Genomic DNA, 22,062 nt, shown 5'->3' on the forward strand with positions numbered 1-22,062 from the left:
GATGCGGTGCTCTTTTTTTGTACCCTTCAGTTTTTACTCACATCACTCATGGATATTTTTCTTCAGCAGATCATCAATGGCTTAGTGCTCGGTAGCATCTACGCCTTGATCGCCTTGGGTTACACCATGGTTTATGGCGTGCTGGGAATTATTAACTTTGCACATGGTGAAGTACTCATGATTGGCGCAATGGTGTCGCTGTCTTTGCTGCGCTTGATTCTGAGTTTAACTAGCGATTTACCGGGTTGGCTTACTTTATTGATTGTATTGCCAGTGACAATGGCGGTTTGCGCAGGTCTAAGTTATTGGATTGAGCGTATTGCATATCGGCCCTTGCGTAATGCGCCCCGTTTGGCCCCGCTCATCTCTGCAATTGGTATGTCGATCTTGCTACAAACGATTGCGATGTTGATCTGGTCTCGCAATCCGATGACCTATCCACAACTATTGCCTTCAATCCCCATTGAAATTGGTGCTACTGGTGCAACAATTACCGGTAAAGAAATCGTGATCATCATTGTTGCTTTAGCGGTGATGTGTGGTCTATTGTTTTTGGTTGAAAAAACAAAGCTTGGCAGAGCGATGCGTGCTACTGCTGAGCAAACTCAAATTGCTGCATTGATGGGCGTGAATCCCAATCGCGTCATCTCCATCACGTTTATGTTGGGCGGCGCTTTGGCGGGTCTGGCTGGCGTAATGATCGCTAGTAACTATGGCAATGTGCATTTTTATATGGGCTTCATTCCTGGCTTGAAGGCCTTCACTGCTGCCGTGTTGGGTGGTATTGGTAATTTGCAAGGGGCTATGTTGGGAGGCTTATTACTGGGCTTAATAGAGGCCTTAGGTGCTGGCTATATTGGCGAGCTTACCGGTGGCGTCTTTGGTTCGAACTATCAAGATATCTTTGCCTTCTTAGTATTAATTCTGGTACTCGTGTTACGCCCTACTGGCTTATTGGGTGAGAAGGTTTCTGATCGTGCTTAAGAAGCTTGCCGCAAATCATCTTAATCGTTCTACCTATTTTTGTTTGGGTGCTCTCGCACTGCTTCTGTTGCCATGGATTGTGGGTGCAAGCGGTGGCAACTATTGGGTGCGGGTTGTAGATTTTGCGCTGCTTTACATCATTCTTGCTTTAGGTCTTAACGTTGTTGTGGGCTTTGCTGGTCTTTTGGATTTGGGCTATATCGCCTTTTATGCATTGGGTGCATACAGCTATGCTTTATTGGCTTCACCACATTTACCCCAACATTTCGAAACGATCGCAGCCGCACTTCCGCAGGGAATGCATTTTTCTCCATGGATGGTAGCTATCTTCTCGATGATCTTGGCCGCGCTCTTTGGAATCCTTCTAGGTCTTCCTACTCTGCAGTTACGTGGAGATTATTTGGCAATCGTCACCTTGGGTTTTGGTGAGATTATCCGCATCTTCATGAATAATCTCGATCGCCCTTTAAACCTGACCAATGGGCCTAAAGGTATTACTGCAATTGATCCTATGCAGCTGTTTGGTATCTCCTTTGCAAAGCCTTTAGATCTGGGTTTTGTGCAAATTCCTGGTTTGTATTTAGTGTTTTATCTATTCTTGATATTGGCGATTGCAGTGATGATTGTGTGCCTCCATCTACAGAACTCTCGGATTGGTCGCGCTTGGGTTGCTATTCGCGAAGATGAGATTGCTGCTAAAGCCATGGGTATCAATACGCGCAATATGAAGTTACTTGCTTTTGCAATTGGCGCATCTTTTGCCGGTGTGGCGGGCGTATTCTTTTCGGCATTCCAAGGATTTGTATCCCCAGAGTCCTTTACTCTTTGGGAGTCGATTGTCGTCTTAGCTATGGTGGTACTTGGTGGTATCGGCCACATCCCCGGTGTGATCTTGGGTGCGATTGTGTTGGCCGTATTTCCAGAGGTGCTACGTGGTGTTGCAGAGCCCGTTCAAAAAGCACTCTTTGGTCACGTGATCGTAGACGTTGAAGTGATTCGTCAGTTGATTTACGGCCTAGCCTTGATTCTGGTGATGCTATATCGCCCAGGCGGTATTTGGCAAAAAGGTGGGGGCAAATAATGGCCGCTCGTTTATTGCTCGATGTAGCCGATGTATCAAAGCGCTTTGGCGGTGTACAAGCCTTAGATTCAGTTGGATTAGAAGTTCCCCATGGCTCGATTGTTGGTTTGATTGGTCCCAACGGCGCCGGGAAGACAACGTTCTTTAATGTTATCACCGGCCTATATCCAGCCGATTCGGGAATTTTCTTATTTGATAGCAATGCTTACTTCCCAGAATCCGTCTCACAAGTGACTCAATCTGGAATGGCAAGAACCTTTCAGAATATTCGCCTCTTTGGTGAAATGACTGTGCTTGAGAATGTGATGGTAGGGTGTCATTGCCGCTCTAAAGCAGGGTTGCTGGGTGCTATCTTCCGCTTTCCATCGACCAGGCGTGAAGAGCTTGCCATTCGGGAGAAATCCCTTGCATTGCTCGCTTATGTTGGTTTGAGTGACTATGCGCAGTTGCAAGCGCGTAATTTATCTTATGGCCATCAACGTCGCCTAGAAATTGCGAGAGCCTTGGCGACCGAGCCTAAGCTTCTCGCTTTAGACGAGCCAGCTGCTGGTATGAACGCTACCGAGAAATTGGAATTACGTGAGTTACTGCTCCGCATCCGTGCAGATGGTAAAACGATACTTTTGATTGAACACGATGTGAGTTTGGGTGATGGGTATTTGCGATAGCCTAACCGTGCTCGATTACGGCAAGGTGATCGCTGCCGGTAAACCTGCAGATGTGCGCGTTCATCCTGAGGTAATTAAAGCGTATCTAGGTCAAGGGGCGGTGTAATGGGCGCCTTACTTCATGTACAAGATCTCAAAGTGGCTTATGGTGGCATTAATGCTGTCAAAGGAATTGACCTGCACGTTAATCAGGGGGAGTTGGTTGCCCTGATTGGTGCGAATGGTGCAGGTAAGAGCTCTAGTCTCAAAGCCATAGCAGGCTTGTTAAAGCCCGCTGCAGGCGTGATTGCGTTTATTGATCAAAATACTGACCAATTGCCTGCCTATGAATTAGTCCGCTTAGGTTTGGGTCTTGTGCCGGAGGGTCGAGGCGTATTTAAGCGCATGACCATCTTAGAAAACCTGCAGATGGGTGCATTCTTGAAGAAAGATGCGAAAGCCATCAATTTGAAATTAGAGGAAGTATTTTCTTATTTCCCACGACTGAAAGAGCGTCTCTCGCAACTTGCTGGCACTTTGTCTGGTGGTGAGCAACAAATGGTCGCGATGGGTAGGGCAATGATGGCAGAGCCTAAGCTCTTGTTGTTAGATGAGCCTTCTATGGGCTTGTCACCCATCATGGTGGAAACCATTTTTGATGTTATTCGTAATCTCTCGAAAAATGGGATGACGATTCTCTTGGTTGAACAAAATGCCCGACTAGCCTTGCAGATGGCCGATCGGGCTTATGTGATGGAAAGTGGTTTGATTACGCTGACTGGCGCGGGGCAAGAGCTACTTCAAGACCCGAGAGTGCGCACTGCCTACTTAGGCGAGTAAGCCAGTTGTCACAAAACAGCTTAAGCAGTTTCTTTGAGTAACTCGCGCAGCATATTGCACATCTGACGAATTTCATCATCGCTGACATTTAATGCTGGCATAAAGCGCAAGAGGTTTGGTCTTGGAGAATTAATCAATAGACCTTCAGGGCCGCGATCACGAGCAAGCTCTACTAATTTAGGTCCAATATCTTTCCCTAGTATGAGAGCGCGCAGCAAACCCTCGCCACGCTCACCCTCGAGATTGAACTCAGCGCAAAGTTTGAGCAATTCGGATTTGAGTAGTTCACCTTTGGCTTTAACGCTATCCAAAAAGCCTGGGGCTAATAACTGTTCGATCACGCTAATCCCTACTGCAGTCATCAATGGGTTGCCGTTATAGGTCCCGCCTTGATCGCCGGGCACAAAGCAGGCAACTGCATCAGTTGCCATGAGGGCTGCCAAGGGAACGCCACCACCAATACCTTTACCCAAGGTCATGATGTCAGGCTCGATGCCGGATTGTTGGTAAGCGAAGAGGGTGCCGGTACGGCCACATCCTGCTTGCACTTCATCCGCAATCAGGAGAATGTTGTTATCTTTCGTGAACTGACGCAGCTCGCGCATAAATTCTTGAGTAGCCGGGATGACGCCGCCTTCTCCTTGAACTGGCTCAAGCATTACGGCAACCGTTTTATCGGTCACCAGCTTTTTAACAGAATCCAAATCATTCAGATCTGCTTTTGGAAAGCCAGCTACTTGAGGGGCAAACATTGTGTCCCAGTTTGGCTTACCAGAGGCACTCATGGTTGCTAATGTGCGACCATGAAAGCTGTGATCAAACGTAATGATTTCAAAGGCGCCGTTTTTATTGAGCTGACCCCATTTACGAGCCAACTTAATTGCACCTTCATTTGCTTCGGCACCACTATTAGCAAAAAAGACTTTGTTAAAGCAGCTATTAGAAGTTAATAGATTAGACAAACCAATCATGGGTTCGTTGTAAAACGCAGGGCTTGGGTTAATCAGTTTCTTAGCTTGCGTATTCAGTGCCGCAATCATTCCTGGATTGCAATGACCCAAACAATTCACCGCCCAGCCTTGCAAGAAATCTAAATAGCGTTTGCCGTTGTTATCTGTTAACCATGAGCCGTTGCCCTCAACCATCACCACATCTGGGCGTTGAGTAATAAACATCACTGAATGGGTATCGATAGGGGCTGGATTGTTCATGCTGGTTTGCGGTAAGGAATGAATGAAGGCTAATGAGGTTTCTATTATCTAACTTTATGAAGTTTAGTTTGTGGCTAAATCTGCTGCGCTGGTAAAGGAGTCTGCAAAGAATTCTTCTTCAGGTAGATGACATTTGGATGAAAAGTCTTCGCGGGCGGCATTGACCATGACTGGAGCCCCGCAGGCGTAGACCTGAAAGTCCTTGAGGCTGGGATGGTCATCAATGACGGCCTGATGCACAAAACCTGTGCGGCCACGCCATGCATCTTCTCGTAGATCATCTGAAATCACCGGAATGTACTTGAAATTTGAGATTTCTTGCTCCCAGGTTTTACATAAATCACTCAGGTAAAGATCGCTTGGACGACGTCCACCCCAATACAACTCAATTGGACGCTCAATCTTCTTGGTCTGCATTTGTTCAATGATGGATTTAATGGGTGCAAAGCCTGTACCCGCAGCCAAAAAGATAATCGGCTTCTTGGAGTCCTCTCTTAAAAAGAAGCTGCCCAGGGGGCCTTCAAAGCGCAGGATGTCTTTCTCTTTTAATGCTGGGCTTACTGCGCCAAACACGAAGTCTGTAAATAGCCCGCCGGGTAAGTGGCGGATATGGAGTTCTAATGGCCCTTCTTGCTCGGGTGCATTAGCAATTGAGTAAGCACGACGTTGCCCATCCTTTAGAAGAAACTCCAAATACTGACCAGCTAGAAATTGAAAGCGCTCGGCAGCGGGAAGTTGTAGCTTGAGAATGGCAACATCATTGCTAGGTTTGCTGATGGTATTTACACGGCATGGCACCTTACGAATGGCAATATCACCAGCGCCTTGAACCTCACGGGCCTCAATGAGCAGGTCTGATTGAGGGTGTGAGCAGCAAAATAAGATGCCCCCTGCAGTTTCATCGGTCCTACTGAGGGCGTTTTCACTGTGCTGACCGTGGGTGATTTGACCCTCTAAGACTTTGCCTTTGCATGAGCCGCAAGCGCCGTTTTTGCAGCCATAGGGAAGATTGATGCCTTGGCGAAGGGCGGCCTCCAGGACAGTCTCATCCTGGGTAACAGTAAATTGTTTGCCGCTCGTTTTGAGCGTGACCTGATAAGACACTCTCATTCCTTTCAATAAATCGTTACGATGTTACTTATGCAATCTTTTGGTAAACCTTCGATCCTGATTATTGGCTGCGGCGACATTGGTCTTCGAGTGGCAAGACAGCTATCTCGTAGCCATCGTGTTTTTGCACTCACTTCTTCGCCACATCGTTTTCAGGAACTGAGGGAGGTTGGCGCGATTCCAATTTTGGGTAATCTAGATCATCCAGAAACTTTATGGCGCCTATCCGGCTTAGCTCAAACCGTGATTCATTTAGCACCACCCCAAAACCAAGGAAATCGTGATTGCCGAACCCGCAACCTGCTTAGAATTTTAGCCCAAGGCTCCAATGCCGTCAGGCGCCTCATCTATATCAGCACCACGGGCGTGTATGGGGATCATCGGGGCGCTAAAGTGAGTGAGGTAACCCCTGTAAGTCCTCAAAGTGAGCGTGCTCACAGAAGGGTAGATGCCGAGCGTATCTTGCGTTTATGGGGGCCTGCTCATGGGGTTGCTGTCACTATTTTGCGGGTGCCTGGAATCTATGCGGCTGACCGTCTACCAATCGAGCGTTTGCAATCTCAAACCCCGGCATTACTTCCTGAGGAAGACGCATATTCAAATCATATTCACAGTGATGATCTAGCGCGACTGGTGTGTGCGGCGGTGTATCACGGAAAGCCACAGCGAGTTATCAACACTTGTGATGGTGGCGAAACCAAAATGGGTGATTACTTTGATGAAGTGGCGGATGCATTTGGATTGAATAGGCCGCCTCGTATGTCAGGCAGTGAGCTGCAAAAAATAGTTAGCCCAATGCTTTGGTCATTTATGCGTGAGTCTAGGCGAGTAACAAACGCTCGCCTACATGAGTTGAAAACCCCGCTACATTATCCCAGCGTAGCGGCCTTTCTGAAGACTACTTCCAAGAATCCTTAAGGCCGACTGTACGGTTAAATACAGGCGCGCCCGGCTTAGAGTCAGTCTGATCAGCAACAAAGTAGCCATGACGTTCAAACTGAAAACGATCCTCTGCTTTAACGTCTTTCATGCAAGGCTCTAGATAAGCAGTGATTGTCTCTTTGGAGTTGACATTAATTGCGTCAAGGAAGTTTTTATCGCCACTATCTGGGTGCGGATCACTAAAGAGGTGATCATATAAACGTACTTCAGTTGGAATGGCTTCAGCAGCACTAATCCAGTGAATATTGCCCTTCACCTTATAGTTATTAGATCCAGCGGTGCCACTCTTGCTATCAGGGAAATGGGTGACATTGACCTGCGTGACATTGCCTGCTGCATCGGCCTCAAAGCCAGTGCACTCAACGACAAAGCCATGACGTAGACGTACGCGGCTACCCGGTTGGTCGCCAATTGGCGGGTAAAGTCTGAAGAAGCCTTTGATAGGCTCTTTCATAAAGTCATCTGACTCAATCCACAGTTCGCGCGTGAAGTTAAATTCACGATTACCCCATTCAGGATGTTGTGGATGACGTGGTGCTGAGCAAGGTTCTTTTATTCCGGCATCAAAATTTTCAACTACCAGTTTAAGTGGCTTTAATACTGCAGTCGCACGGGGCGCCCTTGCTTCAAGATCATCGCGTAAGGCTTGATCCAAGGTACTCATATCTATCCAGCTATCAGCCTTGGATACACCAATACGCTCGCAAAATAAGCGAATACTTTCAGGTGTGTATCCACGGCGACGGATGCCTACAATAGTTGGCATACGCGGATCATCCCAGCCATCGACATGTTTTTCTTCAACTAGCTGCAATAACTTGCGCTTGCTGGTGATGGTGTAAGTCAGATTAAGACGCGCAAACTCATATTGGTGAGGAACTGGATCCTTGAAGACGCCCAGTTCCTTTAAGGAATGAACGATCCAATCATAGAGTGGGCGGTTGTTCTCAAACTCCAGTGTACAAATAGAGTGAGAGACATTTTCTAGGGCATCAGAGATGCAGTGGGTAAAGTCATAAAGCGGATAAATACACCATTTGCTTCCTGTGCGGTGGTGATCGGTATGACGAATGCGGTAAACCACAGGATCGCGCATCACAATGTTCGGATGCGCCATATCAATCTTCAAGCGCAGTACATGTTCGCCATCTTTAAATTTGCCGTCACGCATTTCGCGGAAGAGGGCAAGATTTTCTGCGGGGCTGCGATCGCGGTAAGGACTGTTTTTGCCAGCTTGACCAAAGTTACCGCGGTTCGTATGAATGTCATCAGCGCTTTGACTATCAACATAGGCTTTGCCATTCTGAATCAGAATTTCTGCGAACTCATAGAGGCGATCAAAGTAATCGCTTGCATGATAGAGGTGCGTACCCCAGTCAAAGCCTAGCCATTTAACGGCATCCAAAATGCTGTCCGCATATTCAACATCTTCTTTCACTGGGTTGGTGTCATCCAGGCGCATATTGCAACGGGCGCCACCAGCTTGATTGTTGTAGTCAGCTGCTAAACCAAAATTGAGGCAAATACTTTTTGCATGACCAATGTGTAAATAGCCATTGGGCTCAGGTGGAAAGCGAGTAATGATCGAGGGGATAGCTTCACCAGCTAAATTGGTGCGCTGGGAAAAAGCTCCGCTTGCTAAGTCATGATCAATGATCTGACGTAAAAAGTTAGAGGGCTCAGCGACTGCGCCAGTGGCTACTTTAGAGGGTTTGCTATCTTGGGACATAGCCACATTGTAGAGAAAACCCCGCGACCCATAAAGAAAAAGCCCGCAAACTGCTGCGGGCTCGTTTCCAGGAAGGCTGAAAATATCAGTCTTCTACGAATGCCTCTTCACGAGTCTTCTTCACCGCTGGTAAGGCTACGATCACTACCAAGAGGGCAGCTGCAATCAGCAATCCAAGGGAAAGCGGACGAGTAACAAAGGTTGAGAAATCACCGCGGGATAGTAATAAAGCGCGGCGGAAGTTCTCTTCCATCATTGGTCCCAAGATGAAACCAAGGAGCAATGGGGGTGGTTCGCAACCCAGTTTTGTGAAGAGATATCCAACAATGCCAAAAGCTGCGGTAACGTATACGTCAAAAACAGTATTGTTTACGGTGTACACGCCAATACAACAGAAAACCAAGATCGCTGGATACATAAAGCGATATGGAATCTTGAGTAACTGAACCCACATGCTAATTAAAGGTAGGTTCAAGATAATCAACATCATGTTACCAATCCACATGGATGCGATCAGACCCCAGAACAGGGCTGGATTGCTGGTCATTACTTGTGGACCTGGTTGAATGTTGTGAATCGTCATTGCGCCAACCATCAAAGCCATTACGGCGTTTGGTGGAATGCCCAAAGTGAGCAAGGGAATGAATGAGGTTTGAGCAGCAGCATTGTTGGCTGATTCAGGGCCAGCAACACCCTCGATAGCACCTTTGCCAAATTCATGGCTGTACTTAGAGGCTTTCTTTTCAACTGAATAGGCTCCAAAAGAGGCAAGCGCTGCACCACCACCTGGAAGAATACCTAAGATGGAGCCAATGGTTGTGCCTCGCAAGATTGCGGGGATCATGCGTTTGACATCCTGCTTGGTTGGGATCATGGTAGTCATCTTGTTCAAGAAGCCCTCATCCTCCCCTTTTTTCTCAAGATTGGTCATGATCTCTGCGAAACCGAATACACCCATCGCAACAGAAACGAAACCAATACCATCGCTCAACTCAGGAATATCAAATGCATAGCGCGATACACCGGAGTTCACGTCGGTACCCACTAAGCCCATTAGCAATCCTAGAACAATCATGCCAATCGCTTTGATCAATGAGCCAGAGGCCAATACGACTGCACCAATAAGGCCTAAGACCATAAGCGAGAAATATTCTGCAGGGCCGAACTTAAATGCGAGTTGTGAAAGTGGAGCCGCGAAAGCAGCCAGTACCAATGTCGCTACGCAGCCTGCAAAGAACGATCCCATTCCAGCGGTGAACAAAGCAACGCCCGCTCGGCCATTTCTGGCCATCTGATATCCGTCAATCGCCGTCACCACCGAGGATGTTTCGCCTGGTATGTTAAGCAGAATGGCAGTAGTAGAGCCGCCGTATTGTGAGCCGTAGTAAATACCAGCAAGCATGATCAATGCCGCTGTAGGTGGCAATGCATAGGTTGCAGGCAAGAGCATCGCAATGGTAGCAATTGGGCCAAGTCCAGGTAGAACGCCAATCAGGGTTCCAAGAATGCAGCCAATAAAGCAATACAAGAGATTTTGAAGGGTAAACGCTGTCTCGAAACCGAGCGCTAAGTTGCTAAATAAATCCATTTTTAGTGTCCCGGTTCGTTATTGTTGTAAGAAGAAAGGTAGCAATGGGAATTGCAATTTCAATCCCAATACAAATACAAGATAAGTAGATACGGCTAGAGCAATCGCATTAACCAAGGTGCCTCTCCAGTTGAACTCATGACTGGCGCTGGCTGACATAAACACGAGAACAATGATGGCAACCGCAAAACCCATAATTGGCAGCAGAACACCATATGCCACTACTGAGCCAGTAATAAGTCCAATGATCTTCCAGTTAAAAGGAGGGATCTTTTCAATCATGGCTTTAGCTCGCAGGGAGCTGACCAGGACAATTAGTCCAATAATAGTGAGAAGAACTCCAATCCAGAATGGGAAATACCCAGGACCCATTTTGGCGGCGGTACCCATCTGATACTGAGTAGCCATATAAGTGAAAAAGAGGCCAATGCCCATATACATTAGGCCAGCCCCAAAATCTTTTTGATTACGGATTTCCAAGTTGCGCTCCTTATTTATCGACTTAATGCCGATTTATTGATGTTCAGCGATTGTAAGGCAAGGGAGGGGGGTCTTGTCTAGGGTTTGCCCTAGACAGGTGCCAATGCGATAATTATTGCCATGAAAGTCTCCCAAATTCGCCAGGCCTACCTGGATTTCTTTGCCCAAAAGGGCCATCAAATCGTCCCCTCAAGCCCAGTGGTGCCTGGAGACGATCCAACCTTGCTATTTACCAATGCGGGCATGAACCAGTTCAAGGACGTGTTTTTGGGCTTCGATAAGCGTTCTTACAGCCGAGCCACCACCGCCCAAAAATGCATCCGCGCCGGTGGAAAGCACAATGACTTAGATAACGTTGGTTACACCGCACGTCATCACACCTTCTTTGAGATGCTGGGGAACTTCTCCTTTGGGGATTATTTTAAGAAGGATGCCATTCAATTTGCTTGGGATTTATTAACCGAGGTATTTAAGCTTCCTAAAGAAAAACTATTGGTAACCGTCTATGCGGAAGATGATGAGGCATATGGCATTTGGAAAGACCAAATTGGAGTGCCTGTAGAGCGCATTATTCGCATTGGTGATAACAAAGGCGCACGTTACGCTTCAGATAACTTTTGGATGATGGGTGATACCGGTCCTTGCGGTCCGTGCACTGAAATTTTCTACGATCACGGCGAGCACATTCCCGGCGGTCCTCCTGGTAGCCCAGATGAAGATGGCGATCGTTTCATTGAAATTTGGAACAACGTCTTCATGCAGTTCAATCGCGATGAGGCTGGTGTAATGCACCCATTGCCAAAGCCTAGTGTCGATACTGGTATGGGTCTTGAGCGCATTGCTGCAGTGTTGCAACATGTGCACTCCAATTATGAAATCGACCTCTTTGTCAATCTCTTAAGGGCTTCTAAGGATGCTGTGGATGCTGCCGGTGGCGAAAATTGTGATGCAGCTAGCCCTTCGCTCAAGGTAATCGCAGACCATATTCGTGCTTGTAGTTTCATTGTTGTCGATGGCGTGATCCCAGGTAATGCTGGGCGCGGTTATGTATTACGTCGTATTGCTCGTCGCGCGATTCGCCATGGTTATAAATTAGGCGCCCGCAAACCATTCTTCTATCAATTGGTGCCCGCTCTTGTCAAAGAGATGGGCGAGGCATATCCCGAGTTACGCGCAGCACAAGATAAGGTCAGCGAAGTCCTCAAGCAAGAAGAAGAGCGCTTCTTCCAAACGATTGCCAATGGCATGGAAATTTTGGACGGTGCTTTAGCTGGTGGTGCAAAAGTAGTGGATGGTGAAACAGCATTCCGCTTGCACGACACATTTGGCTTCCCGCTAGATTTAACTGCAGACGTTTGTCGTGAGCGTGGTGTGACAGTAGATGCTGAAGGCTTTGAAGTTGCGATGCAAAAGCAGCGAGATCAAGCAAGGGCGGCTGGCAAGTTCAAGGTAGCCCAAGGCTTGGATTACAAGGGTAAGCCTACGCAGTTCCATGGCTACGATATGCTCAAGCATGAGGGCGCCAAAGTCACCGCTCTTTATGTGGATGGCGCTGAAGTCCCTTCAGTGAAAGCTGGCGATGCAGCGGTAATCGTATTGGATAACACTCCGTTTTATGCGGAATCTGGAGGTCAAGTCGGCGATAAAGGTGAGTTGCGCAATGAAACTGTGCGTTTCTCAGTGGATGACACCTTTAAGATTCAGGCTGATGTATTTGGCCATCAAGGCGAGGTGAATGAAGGTGAACTCAAGGTCGGCGACTCTCTCAATGCCCTGGTAGATATTCAGCAAAGAACGGAAACAATGCGTAACCACAGCGCTACGCATATCTTGCATAAAGCCTTGCGTGAAGTTCTGGGTGATCATGTGCAGCAAAAGGGTTCTTTGGTGGATGCCACTAAAACTCGTTTTGACTTTACTCATAACGCGCCCATTACTGCCGAACAAATTCGTCGCGTCGAAGATATTGTGAATGCAGAGATTTTGGCAAATACCGCCACCTCTGGAAAAGTGATGTCCTTAGATGAGGCTCAGAAGACTGGCGCCATGATGCTATTTGGTGAGAAGTACGGCGATGAGGTACGTGTTCTCGAAATCGGCACCTCCAAGGAGCTTTGCGGTGGCACTCATGTCTCTCGCACTGGGGATATCGGTAGCCTCAAGATTGTTTCTGAGGGCGGGGTAGCTGCTGGCATCCGTCGTGTTGAGGCGGTTACCGGCAATAATGCACTGCAGTTCTTACAAGGGCTCGAAGACAAAATTAATGAAGCAGCAGCGATCCTCAAAACTCATCCCGGTGATTTAGTGAACCGTGTTGCACAACTTCAAGATAGCTTGCGCCAAGCTGAGCGTGAGTTAGAAAAAGTAAATTCTAAGTTGGCTGCAAGTCAAGGCGATGAGTTGGCAGGTCAAGCAATGGATGTCAATGGAATCAAAGTATTGGCAGCCCGTCTTGATGGCGCTGATGCTGGTGTATTGCGTGAGACCATGGATGCACTCAAGGCAAAACTTAAAACGGCAGCGATTGTCTTGGCATCTGTGCAGGGCGATAAGGTCAGCTTGATTGCTGGCGTGACTGCAGACTCCATTGGCAAAGTGAAGGCAGGTGATCTGGTGAACTTTGTTGCCCAGCAGGTAGGCGGCAAGGGTGGCGGTAAGCCAGAGATGGCGATGGCTGGCGGTAATGACCCAAGTAAGTTGGGCGAAGCCTTGGCTGCTGTTAAAGATTGGGTCGCAAGCAAATGAGCGAAGTGAATATTGCTTTTGATGCAGAGGTAGATGCGATTGGCATGAACTGTCCATTGCCGATTTTGCGTACTAAAAAGGCCTTAGCGACTATGCAATCTGGTGAGGTCCTCAAAATTAAAGCAACAGATTCTGGTGCTGCAAGAGACTTTCCCGCATTTGCAAAGCAAACCGGTAATGAGCTCATAGGGAGCGCCACTGAAGGCGATGTCTTAGTGTTCTTCTTAAAGAGAAGATAAGCAAAGACAAAGCTGAAGAAGTTTTAATCCAAAGAAAAGGCAGGAAATCCCTGCCTTTTTTGCTTTCTGCACAACAGCAGCTTAGGTGAGTGAGCGACTCTTCAGATAAGCGGCAAAGTCCGCAGATACTTCTGGATGTCGCAGGGCAAATTCCACAGAAGCCTTGAGGTAGCCAAGCTTACTACCGCAGTCATAACGCACACCATCGTATTCATATGCAAATACAGGCTCTTCTTTGAGTAAGGTAGCAATTGCATCGGTAAGTTGAATTTCACCACCAGCACCAGGCTTCAGATTACGAATATGTTTGAAAATATCCGAGGACAGTACATAGCGCCCCACCACTGCCAAGTTAGATGGTGCATCTTTAGGTTGCGGTTTTTCTACAATGCCATTGAGGCGATAGATGCCTTTGGCTACTTCTGCTCCCGCTACGATTCCGTAGGAGCTACTCTTGGCAGGATCAATTTTTTCGACAGCAATAACAGAGCCATTCTGCTCATGAAACACCTCTAGCATCTGCTTGAGTACTGGAGGCTGGCCATCCAATAAGTCATCCGCCAAGATGATGGCAAAGGGCTCATCACGTACTAATTTTTCTGCACAGAGTACGGCATGACCTAAGCCTAATGCTTCTGGTTGGCGAACATATACACAATCTACGTGGCTTGGTTTAACGCTGCGCACAATTTCTAAAAGAGCTTGTTTATTTTTTGCCTCAAGTTCAGCTTCAAGTTCGTAGGCTTTATCAAAGTGATCTTCAATTGCGCGCTTACTACGACCTGTTACAAAAATCATCTCAGTGATGCCAGCTGCAATAGCTTCCTCAACCGCATACTGAATCAATGGCTTATCGACTACATTGAGCATTTCTTTAGGGCTTGCCTTGGTGGCAGGCAAAAAGCGAGTGCCTAGGCCGGCAACAGGAAAGACTGCTTTGGTTACGGCTTTAGTATTCAATGGCATTGGATGTCCAATCTTTATTTAAGACGCTCTAATTGTGCAACAAGCTTCTCATGATTTTGCTCAAAACCAGCAAGCCGTTGTTTCTCTTGGGCTACAACCTCGGCTGGGGCCCTCGCTACAAAGCTTTCATTGCCCAGTTTGCTGCGGGCTTTAGTGATTTCATTAGCTAAGCGCTCAATTTCCTTACCAAGGCGAATACGCTCTGCTGCCACATCAACCTCGATCTTGAGCAAGAGCTTAATATCGCCAACCAATGCAATCGGCGCACCAGGAGCATCTTTCTCGAGGGCAGATTCATCGCTATAGATTTTTACTTCGGCCAGCTTGGCTAATGCGAGCAAATAAGGAGTCGCTTTTTGTAAGAACGCTTCTGGTCCGAAAATCCAGAGTGGTACTTTTTGGCCTGGAGGCACCTGCATTTCGCCACGCAAGTTTCTGCACGCATCCACAATCGCTTTTACTTGGTCCACCCAAGCTTCGCTTTGCTCATCAATCTTCTCGGGCTGGGAGACTGGATACGGTTGTAAGGCAATCGTTTGTTTGGCTTGTTTTGCCAACTCTTTGCCAGACTTAGGCCCAACGGTTTGCCACAAAGTTTCCGTGATAAACGGAATCAGTGGGTGCGCCATCCGCAGAATAGTTTCGAGCACGCGCAATAAAGTACGACGAGTAGCGCGTTGCTGGGCAGGAGTACCGGTTTGGAGTTGTACCTTGGCTAGCTCTAAGTACCAATCGCAATACTCATCCCATACAAATTGATAGATGCTGCTTGCGATGTTGTCAAAACGATAGTTCTGGAAGCCCTTAGCTACTTCGGCTTCTGTTCTTTGAAGTTGAGACACAATCCACTTATCTGCTGGCGAAAAGTCCAAATATCCATCGGGGCCACATTGGTTGTCGCAAGGCGCTAAGCCGTTGTCTTCATCACTACCGGGGCAGTTCATCAGAACAAAGCGGGTGGCATTCCACAGTTTGTTACAGAAGTTACGATAGCCTTCGCAACGCTTCTGATCAAAGTTAATATTTCGACCAAGCGAAGCAAGAGATGCAAATGTAAAACGCAAGGCATCGGTACCAAATGCTGGAATACCTTCCGGAAATTCTTTTTTGGTTTTCTTGCTGATGCTCTCAGCTTGTTTGGGATTCATCAAGCCAGTAGTGCGCTTGCCCACCAACTCTTCAATCTTGATGCCGTCGATCAAGTCGATTGGATCCAAGGTATTGCCTTTGGACTTGCTCATTTTTTGACCTTCGGCATCGCGCACTAAGCCGTGAACGTAGACCGTATGAAATGGTACCTTGCCTGTAAAGTGGCAAGTCATCATGACCATGCGGGCCACCCAGAAGAAGATGATGTCAAAACCCGTTACTAATACTGAAGAAGGCAAGAAGTGATTTAAAGCAGGAGTTTGGTCAGGCCAGCCTAGCGAGCTAAAGGGAACTAGGGCAGAGCTAAACCAGGTATCCAGAACGTCTGGGTCACGATTGAGCTTGCCGGTATAGCCTGCAGCCGCAGCTTTGGTCTTGGCTTCTTCTTCAGAGCGTGCCACAAAGATCTGTCCGTCATCGCCATACCAAGCTGGGATTTGATGGCCCCACCAGAGTTGGCGCGAGATGCACCAGTCTTGAATATTTGCCAACCACTGGGTATAAGTATTGATCCAGTTTTCTGGAACAAGCTTGATATCACCTTTGGTGACTGCATCCAGAGCAGCTCCTGCAATGGATGAACCGGGTTGGTATTGATTGTCTGGACTAGGTTTAGACATTGCTACAAACCACTGGTCCGTGAGCATGGGCTCAATAATGGTTTGCGTGCGATCGCCGCGTGGCACCATCAATTTATGTGGCTGCACTTTTTCTAATAAACCAGCTGCATCTAAATCGGCAACGATTTGTTTGCGAGCGGCAAAGCGTTCCATACCTTGATAGGCAGCAGGTGCATTCTCATTAATCTTGGCATCTAAAGTGAGGATGTTAATGAGCGGTAGTTGATGGCGCTGTCCCACCGCATAGTCATTAAAGTCATGGGCAGGAGTTACCTTTACAACGCCAGTACCGAAGTTCAAATCAACATAGTCATCTGCAATAATCGGTATTTGGCGATCGCATAAAGGCAGGTTCACTGACTTGCCAATCAGATGTTTATAGCGCTCATCTTCTGGATTAATCATCACCGCAACGTCACCCAATAGAGTCTCTGGGCGTGTAGTGGCAACGGTCAAGTGGCCCGAGCCATCAGTGAGTGGATAGCGGATATGCCACATAGAGCCATCTTCTTCTTCGCTCACCACTTCTAAATCAGAAACAGCAGTTCCTAAAACGGGATCCCAATTGACTAAACGTTTGCCGCGATAGATAAGACCCTGTTCATGTAGACGAACAAATACTTCTACCACTGCCTTGGACATCTTGCTGTCCATCGTGAAATATTCTTTACCCCAATCAATCGAGGCGCCTAAGCGCCGAATTTGACGAGTAATCGTATTGCCGGAAGTTTCTTTCCACTCCCATACTTTGTCGAGAAACTTTTCACGACCCAAGTCATGGCGAGATACTTTTTGCGCATCGAGTTGACGCTCAACAACGATTTGAGTAGCAATACCAGCATGGTCAGTGCCAGGCACCCATAAAGTGTTTTTGCCACACATACGAGCATGACGCACCAAGCCATCCATGATGGTTTGGTTAAAAGCGTGACCCATATGCAGGGTTCCGGTCACATTCGGTGGCGGGAGCTGAATCGAAAAGTTATCTTTGCCCTCATCCATGCTGGCATCGGCAATGCCTCTACGCTCCCACTCGGGACCCCAATAAGCCTCTATCGGGGCGGGTTCATAGGATTTAGCCAGTTCATCTACTGAACCGGCCGCTGGTGAATTAGGGGTATTTGAGGCATTTAGCATAAGAGGCAAATTATAATTGGGGCGATGTACTCAGACTTGCTCGCGAACCTCAATCCAGAACAGCGCGAGGCAGTAACCCTCCCGCCCGTTAACCCAGATGGCCATGCCCAATCAGCCCTGATTTTGGCTGGCGCAGGGAGCGGTAAGACGCGCGTGCTCACCACCCGTATAGCCTGGTTGATCCAAACAGGCCAAGTCTCCCCTATTGGCGTCCTAGCGGTCACCTTTACTAATAAAGCCGCCAAAGAGATGATGGTGCGCTTAAGTGCCATGTTGCCTATCAATACTCGTGGAATGTGGATTGGCACCTTCCATGGTCTATGTAACCGTTTATTACGGGCTCATCACAAAGAAGCCGGCTTACCTTCCACCTTTCAGATTTTGGATACGCAGGATCAACTGTCTGCCATCAAGCGTCTTTTAAAGGGCTTGAAGGTGGATGATGAAAAGTATCCAGCTAAGCAATTGCAATACTTTATTGCTCACGCTAAAGAGCGTGGTCAACGTGCTAAAGATTTATCGGCAAGTGATGATTTCCAAGCCAAGATGGCGCAACTTTATGCTGCCTATGACGAGCAGTGTCAGCGCGAAGGGGTGGTTGACTTTGCTGAACTTCTGTTGCGCAGTTATGAGTTACTCAAGTACAGCGAACCGATTCGGACGCACTATCAAGAACGCTTTCGTCACATCTTGATTGATGAGTTTCAAGATACCAATGCCTTGCAATACGCATGGCTCAAATTGCTTTCGGGTCATGATGCTAGCAAGGTAAATGTGAGTGGCATGGGTAGTAGTTCTGTTTTTGCAGTAGGCGATGACGACCAAAGTATTTATGCCTTCCGTGGGGCGGATGTGGAGAATATGCGCCTTTATGAAAAACAATTTCATCCGCTGTTGGTTAAGCTAGAGCAGAACTATCGCTCGCATGGCCATATTTTGGATACCGCAAATCAGCTCATTGCCAATAACTCTGAGCGCCTTGGTAAAAACCTACGAACTGATGCTGGTCATGGCGAGCCAGTCCGTATTTATGAAGCCCCAAGTGATCACGCAGAAGCCGCCTGGTTGGTTGATGAAATTAAAGCCCTAGTGAATAGCGGCATCAAGCGGACGGAAGTGGCGCTGCTCTATCGGAGTAATGCGCAATCTCGAATCATTGAGCACGCATTATTCTCTGCGGCTATTCCGTATCGTGTTTATGGTGGCTTGCGATTCTTCGAACGTGCCGAGATTAAGCATGCACTCGCTTATTTGCGTTTGCTGGAAAATCCAAATGACGACACTTCTTTCTCGCGAGTGGTAAATTTTCCAACTCGCGGTATTGGTGCAAGATCGATTGAGTCCTTACAAGATGCAGCTAGAGCCCAGCAATGTTCTTTGTATACGGCAGCATCCTCGCTCGAAGGAAAAGCGGGCGCTACCTTGGGTGGGTTTATTCGCTTAGTCGACCACATGCGTGAAGCAACGCGTCACAATACCTTGCCCGAAACCGTTGAGTTTGTGATTCAGCATAGTGGTTTGATTCAGCACTATTTGTCTGAGCGCGAAGGCCAAGATCGAGTAGAAAACTTACAAGAATTGATTAATGCTGCCACTGCATTTATTGCAGAAGAGGGTTATGGTCAAGATGCAGCGGCAGCCATGCTTCCTGGTGAGAATGCGCCCGGCGTAGTGGAAGTCTCTCCGCTAGCTGCCTTCTTGTCTCATGCGTCCTTGGAGGCGGGGGATAACCAAGCTCAGGCTGGTCAGGATGCGGTGCAATTGATGACGGTTCACTCGGCCAAAGGGTTAGAGTTCACTTCAGTCTTTATTACGGGTCTTGAAGAGGGATTATTTCCCCATGAGAACAGCGTTAATGAACAAAATGGTCTCGAGGAAGAGCGTCGCTTAATGTATGTGGCGATTACTCGCGCTAAGGAGCGTTTGTATTTGTCGCACACTCAGTCACGTATGCTGCATGGTCAAGTGCGTTACAACATGTCTTCACGTTTCTTGGAGGAATTACCATCAGATTCCCTGAAGTGGCTTACACCCAAAGCAAAAGATGCGCGTTGGGGTGGCAACTCTAGATCGGGCTCTACTTGGCAAGATGGCTATACCCGTCAACGTGAATATGAGTCAAATGATTTCTTTGACTCTGGAAGTGATCGTCAGAGACCAGTGAAACGAGTTGGCTCTGCTTCTATGGAAGTGAAGCGATTGGCTTCACCGCCGCGCGGCGACTACCCGTTCAAGATTGGTCAGAATGTATTTCATACCAAGTTTGGTGAAGGGCGCGTTACTGGCTTAGAGGGTGTGGATGCCGACGCACGTGCGCAGGTGAATTTCAAGCGCCATGGTGTGAAGTGGTTACAGCTCAGTATTGCAAAGCTTGCTGCGATTGATTAAGCAGCAAACGTAGTTTCAGATTCTTACAGAATGACTTCGTCTTCAGTAAAGCAGGCTTTCCAAGTTGCGTAGAAAGAGCAATGCATGATAGTTAAGCCTGCCATCGAGAGGGGCGCAACAATATATGAGGCGGCCTGACCAAAATCCAATGCGTCAAACACCATGCCAATGCTTAAGGGAACTGCAATCAGAACTGCGCTCCAAATAGTAAGATAGAAAAAGAAGGCAGTTTTATTGGTCCAGCAGGCCAGCCAGCTAGAAAAGAGTGCTTGTGGAACGGGCATGTTTGCCCAAGCTACCAAGATTGGTGAGAACCACATCAGCATGGCTACTGGAATATAGAGGATGGCGCCAAAGAGCAGAATTAGATAGATTTGGCGTAGTGCCTCTGGAGTAATGGGCTTATCACTCGTCATGATCGGCAGTAGTGTTTCAAAGTCTACTAAGAGACTTAAGGCAAAACTCATCAGCAATATTAAGGCGGCATATACCAAACCCAATTGCATCATCCGTTTGCGAATCAGCGCTCCTGATTGCAATGCCACAAGGTAGACCATTGGTCGAATACGTTCTTTTTGTATAGCTTGTCGACAGGCAGTCATAAAACCGACGGATAGGGTTGGCGTCAGAAGCAGGACAGCAAATACGCCGACTACTGGAATGATGACAGCTAGCTGAGCTACAAAAACATACATAAAGACCAGCATCAAAAAGCCCAAGGGATTTTGTTTAAATAACCAAATACCTTGTCTAATCCAGGTCAAGCCTTCTTTTGGAGTGACTGAGTTGAGTTTCATAGGGTGCGACGGCTCAGCAGAATGCGTTCGAAATGAGTGGGGTCATGAGGCGTCAGCATTTGCGCATCACGCGGCAAATAGAAATCCCAAAGACGAGATACCCAGAACCGGAGTGCCGCTGCCCGCACCATGAGGGGCCAGCTAGCTTGCTCTTCTTTTGTCAGAGGGCGCACAGATTGATAGGCCTTCATAAGAGCATCAAAGCGCTCTGGATCAAGGTCTTGCTTGTTCTCGGTGAGGCACCAATCATTGACAGTAACCGCAAGATCAAACAACCACTTATCGGTTCCAGCGAAATAAAAATCAAAGAAGCCGCCCAATCGATCGTTGCTAGTATCGGAAGCCCCTTGAGGGTCGAATAGGACGTTATCGCGAAACAGATCGCAATGGCTTGCACCCTGAGGTAGGGCATCATAATTACTTGAAGAGAAAAATGCTTCCTGGGTAGCCAGCTCGTGAGTGAGTAAATCTTTTTGCGAGGAATTTAAATGTGGCAGCACTAAAGGAATCGTTTGTTGCCACCAGCCTAGGCTGCGAAGGTTTTCTTGTGACTTTGGAAAGTCTTTTCCGGCTAAGTGCATCTTCGCCAGCATCTCGCCAACCAAGGCACAGTGTTTTGCCTCTGGTTGCATTCGAGAGAGACCGGGTAGCTTACTCACAATGGCCGCTGGCTTGCCCTTGAGAGAGAACAAAATGGCACCTTGCTTATTTTCAATCGGCTTAGGAACGGGGATACCTTGGTTCGCTAAGTGGCGCATTAACTCAAGGTAGTAAGGCAACTGCTGCGCAGACAATCTTTCAAAGATAGTGAGCACGTATTCATGCTGCTTGCCATCCTTGATGGTATCCAGGAAAAAATTGGAGTTCTCAATTCCGCCATGGATGCCGCGAATTTCAGCAGCCTCTCCAATATTGAAATCTTGGGAGATCCATGACGAGATCTCGCCTAGTTCAATGGGGGTAAATACAGCCATAAAGCAGTAACGATTCGTCTTGGGATTTATTGAATCGGAATGCTGATACTAGGCACGCTCAAGAGGCTACCTTCGCCAGACTGAACACCTGGTTTGACAGAGTCCGGAGGAGACATCTCATAAGTGGTGTACTTAGTTTTCACTTGGACCTGAGTGGGGCTATTGGCGTCTTTGTATTCAGTGATTTCAGTCCCAGTGACTTCCTTGTGCTGAAAACTCGGCTGACGCTTTTGTGGGCCTTCTAAAACACCGGCAGGACTCACTGTGGGTGCCAGCGGCTGGTTATTAATGCGATTGAGTTCTGATTGACTCAAGGCTTGGCTGTTATTCTGAGCCTGTGCTGGGCCCACTCCAAATAGGCCAAAAGCTACCAAAAAGCTCATTAGAGTGAGGCTTTGGCTTAGGGTGTGGCTAATTAAGTTTGTTAGTGCATGC

Annotated in this window: 17 protein-coding genes and 1 pseudogene; 8 read left to right on the plus strand and 10 right to left on the minus strand. The window is 47.7% G+C overall.

All coding sequences use genetic code 11. The annotated features are described in order from the left end of the window. Positions 1-48 precede the first annotated feature (48 nt). From A9236_RS01780 to A9236_RS01795, 4 genes and pseudogenes are all read left to right on the plus strand, one after another. Positions 49-984 carry a branched-chain amino acid ABC transporter permease gene (locus tag A9236_RS01780; protein WP_071466369.1) on the plus strand — a complete coding sequence of 312 codons (936 nt, stop codon included), beginning with the start codon at positions 49-51 and terminating at the stop codon, positions 982-984. A 43-nt stretch (positions 985-1,027) separates the two neighbouring features. Next, entirely contained in the window at positions 1,028-2,065 is a 1,038-nt protein-coding gene (locus A9236_RS01785; protein ID WP_236638662.1) for an ABC transporter ATP-binding protein, read from the plus strand. Beyond that, positions 2,065-2,839, plus strand: a pseudogene (locus tag A9236_RS01790) (ABC transporter ATP-binding protein). The gene A9236_RS01785 and the pseudogene A9236_RS01790 overlap by 1 nt, the downstream one beginning before the upstream one ends. Beyond that, on the plus strand, positions 2,839-3,552 hold the full coding sequence (locus A9236_RS01795) for an ABC transporter ATP-binding protein (protein WP_071466034.1): 714 nt from the start codon (positions 2,839-2,841) through the stop codon (positions 3,550-3,552). The pseudogene A9236_RS01790 and the gene A9236_RS01795 overlap by 1 nt, the downstream one beginning before the upstream one ends. 20 nt (positions 3,553-3,572) lie before the next feature. On the opposite strand, the gene A9236_RS01800 is transcribed toward A9236_RS01795, so the two are convergent. Together A9236_RS01800 and A9236_RS01805 are read right to left on the minus strand one after the other, a co-directional pair. Continuing rightward, entirely contained in the window at positions 3,573-4,763 is a 1,191-nt protein-coding gene (locus A9236_RS01800) for an acetylornithine transaminase (protein WP_071466033.1), read from the minus strand. Positions 4,764-4,826: 63 nt separating this feature from the next. Further along, positions 4,827-5,867: a CDP-6-deoxy-delta-3,4-glucoseen reductase gene (locus A9236_RS01805; RefSeq protein ID WP_071466367.1), complete on the minus strand. Its 1,041-nt coding sequence runs from the start codon at positions 5,865-5,867 to the stop codon at positions 4,827-4,829. 36 nt (positions 5,868-5,903) lie between these two features. Between A9236_RS01805 and A9236_RS01810 the strand changes: the two genes are divergently transcribed. After that, positions 5,904-6,791 carry an SDR family oxidoreductase gene (locus tag A9236_RS01810; protein WP_071466368.1) on the plus strand — a complete coding sequence of 296 codons (888 nt, stop codon included), beginning with the start codon at positions 5,904-5,906 and terminating at the stop codon, positions 6,789-6,791. Here A9236_RS01810 and A9236_RS01815 read toward each other — a convergent pair. From A9236_RS01815 to A9236_RS01825, 3 genes are all read right to left on the minus strand, one after another. Further along, positions 6,772-8,544: a glutamine--tRNA ligase/YqeY domain fusion protein gene (locus tag A9236_RS01815; RefSeq protein WP_071466032.1), complete on the minus strand. Its 1,773-nt coding sequence runs from the start codon at positions 8,542-8,544 to the stop codon at positions 6,772-6,774. The genes A9236_RS01810 and A9236_RS01815 overlap by 20 nt on opposite strands. A gap of 85 nt (positions 8,545-8,629) precedes the next feature. Next, entirely contained in the window at positions 8,630-10,132 is a 1,503-nt protein-coding gene (locus A9236_RS01820; RefSeq protein ID WP_071466031.1) for a tripartite tricarboxylate transporter permease, read from the minus strand. 18 nt (positions 10,133-10,150) lie between these two features. After that, complete coding sequence (locus A9236_RS01825) at positions 10,151-10,612, minus strand: tripartite tricarboxylate transporter TctB family protein (RefSeq protein WP_071466030.1); 462 nt, start codon at positions 10,610-10,612, stop codon at positions 10,151-10,153. 120 nt (positions 10,613-10,732) lie between these two features. On the opposite strand from A9236_RS01825, the gene alaS reads away from it, so the two are divergent. Together alaS and A9236_RS01835 are read left to right on the plus strand one after the other, a co-directional pair. Next, complete coding sequence (alaS, locus tag A9236_RS01830) at positions 10,733-13,357, plus strand: alanine--tRNA ligase (RefSeq protein WP_071466029.1); 2,625 nt, start codon at positions 10,733-10,735, stop codon at positions 13,355-13,357. Positions 13,358-13,368: 11 nt separating this feature from the next. Further along, complete coding sequence (locus tag A9236_RS01835) at positions 13,369-13,596, plus strand: sulfurtransferase TusA family protein (protein WP_071466366.1); 228 nt, start codon at positions 13,369-13,371, stop codon at positions 13,594-13,596. Positions 13,597-13,677: 81 nt separating this feature from the next. On the opposite strand, the gene galU is transcribed toward A9236_RS01835, so the two are convergent. Together galU and A9236_RS01845 are read right to left on the minus strand one after the other, a co-directional pair. Beyond that, positions 13,678-14,562 carry a UTP--glucose-1-phosphate uridylyltransferase GalU gene (gene galU / locus A9236_RS01840; RefSeq protein WP_071466028.1) on the minus strand — a complete coding sequence of 295 codons (885 nt, stop codon included), beginning with the start codon at positions 14,560-14,562 and terminating at the stop codon, positions 13,678-13,680. A 14-nt stretch (positions 14,563-14,576) separates the two neighbouring features. Continuing rightward, a complete protein-coding gene (locus A9236_RS01845; RefSeq protein ID WP_071466027.1) occupies positions 14,577-17,468 on the minus strand; it encodes a valine--tRNA ligase in 2,892 nt (963 codons plus the stop codon). Positions 17,469-17,492: 24 nt separating this feature from the next. Here A9236_RS01845 and A9236_RS01850 point away from each other — a divergent pair, with 24 nt between their 5' ends. Next, a complete protein-coding gene (locus A9236_RS01850; RefSeq protein WP_071466026.1) occupies positions 17,493-19,856 on the plus strand; it encodes a UvrD-helicase domain-containing protein in 2,364 nt (787 codons plus the stop codon). Between the two features lie 23 nt (positions 19,857-19,879). Here the strand turns inward: A9236_RS01850 and A9236_RS01855 are convergent, their stop codons facing one another. From A9236_RS01855 to A9236_RS01865, 3 genes are read right to left on the minus strand one after another with little or no spacing between them, the layout of a single operon-like run. Then, positions 19,880-20,653, minus strand: a complete 774-nt coding sequence (locus tag A9236_RS01855; RefSeq protein WP_071466025.1) for a BPSS1780 family membrane protein — start codon at positions 20,651-20,653, stop codon at positions 19,880-19,882. Next, the gene (locus A9236_RS01860) at positions 20,650-21,627 is read right to left on the minus strand and encodes a homoserine kinase (RefSeq protein WP_071466024.1); all 978 of its coding nucleotides are present in this window, start codon (positions 21,625-21,627) and stop codon (positions 20,650-20,652) included. The genes A9236_RS01855 and A9236_RS01860 overlap by 4 nt, the downstream gene beginning before the upstream one ends. A gap of 26 nt (positions 21,628-21,653) precedes the next feature. Further along, entirely contained in the window at positions 21,654-22,010 is a 357-nt protein-coding gene (locus A9236_RS01865; protein WP_236638656.1) for a hypothetical protein, read from the minus strand. Positions 22,011-22,062: the final 52 nt, after the last annotated feature.

It is taken from the genome of Polynucleobacter sp. QLW-P1DATA-2 (assembly GCF_001870365.1).
Classification (GTDB): Bacteria; Pseudomonadota; Gammaproteobacteria; order Burkholderiales; family Burkholderiaceae; genus Polynucleobacter.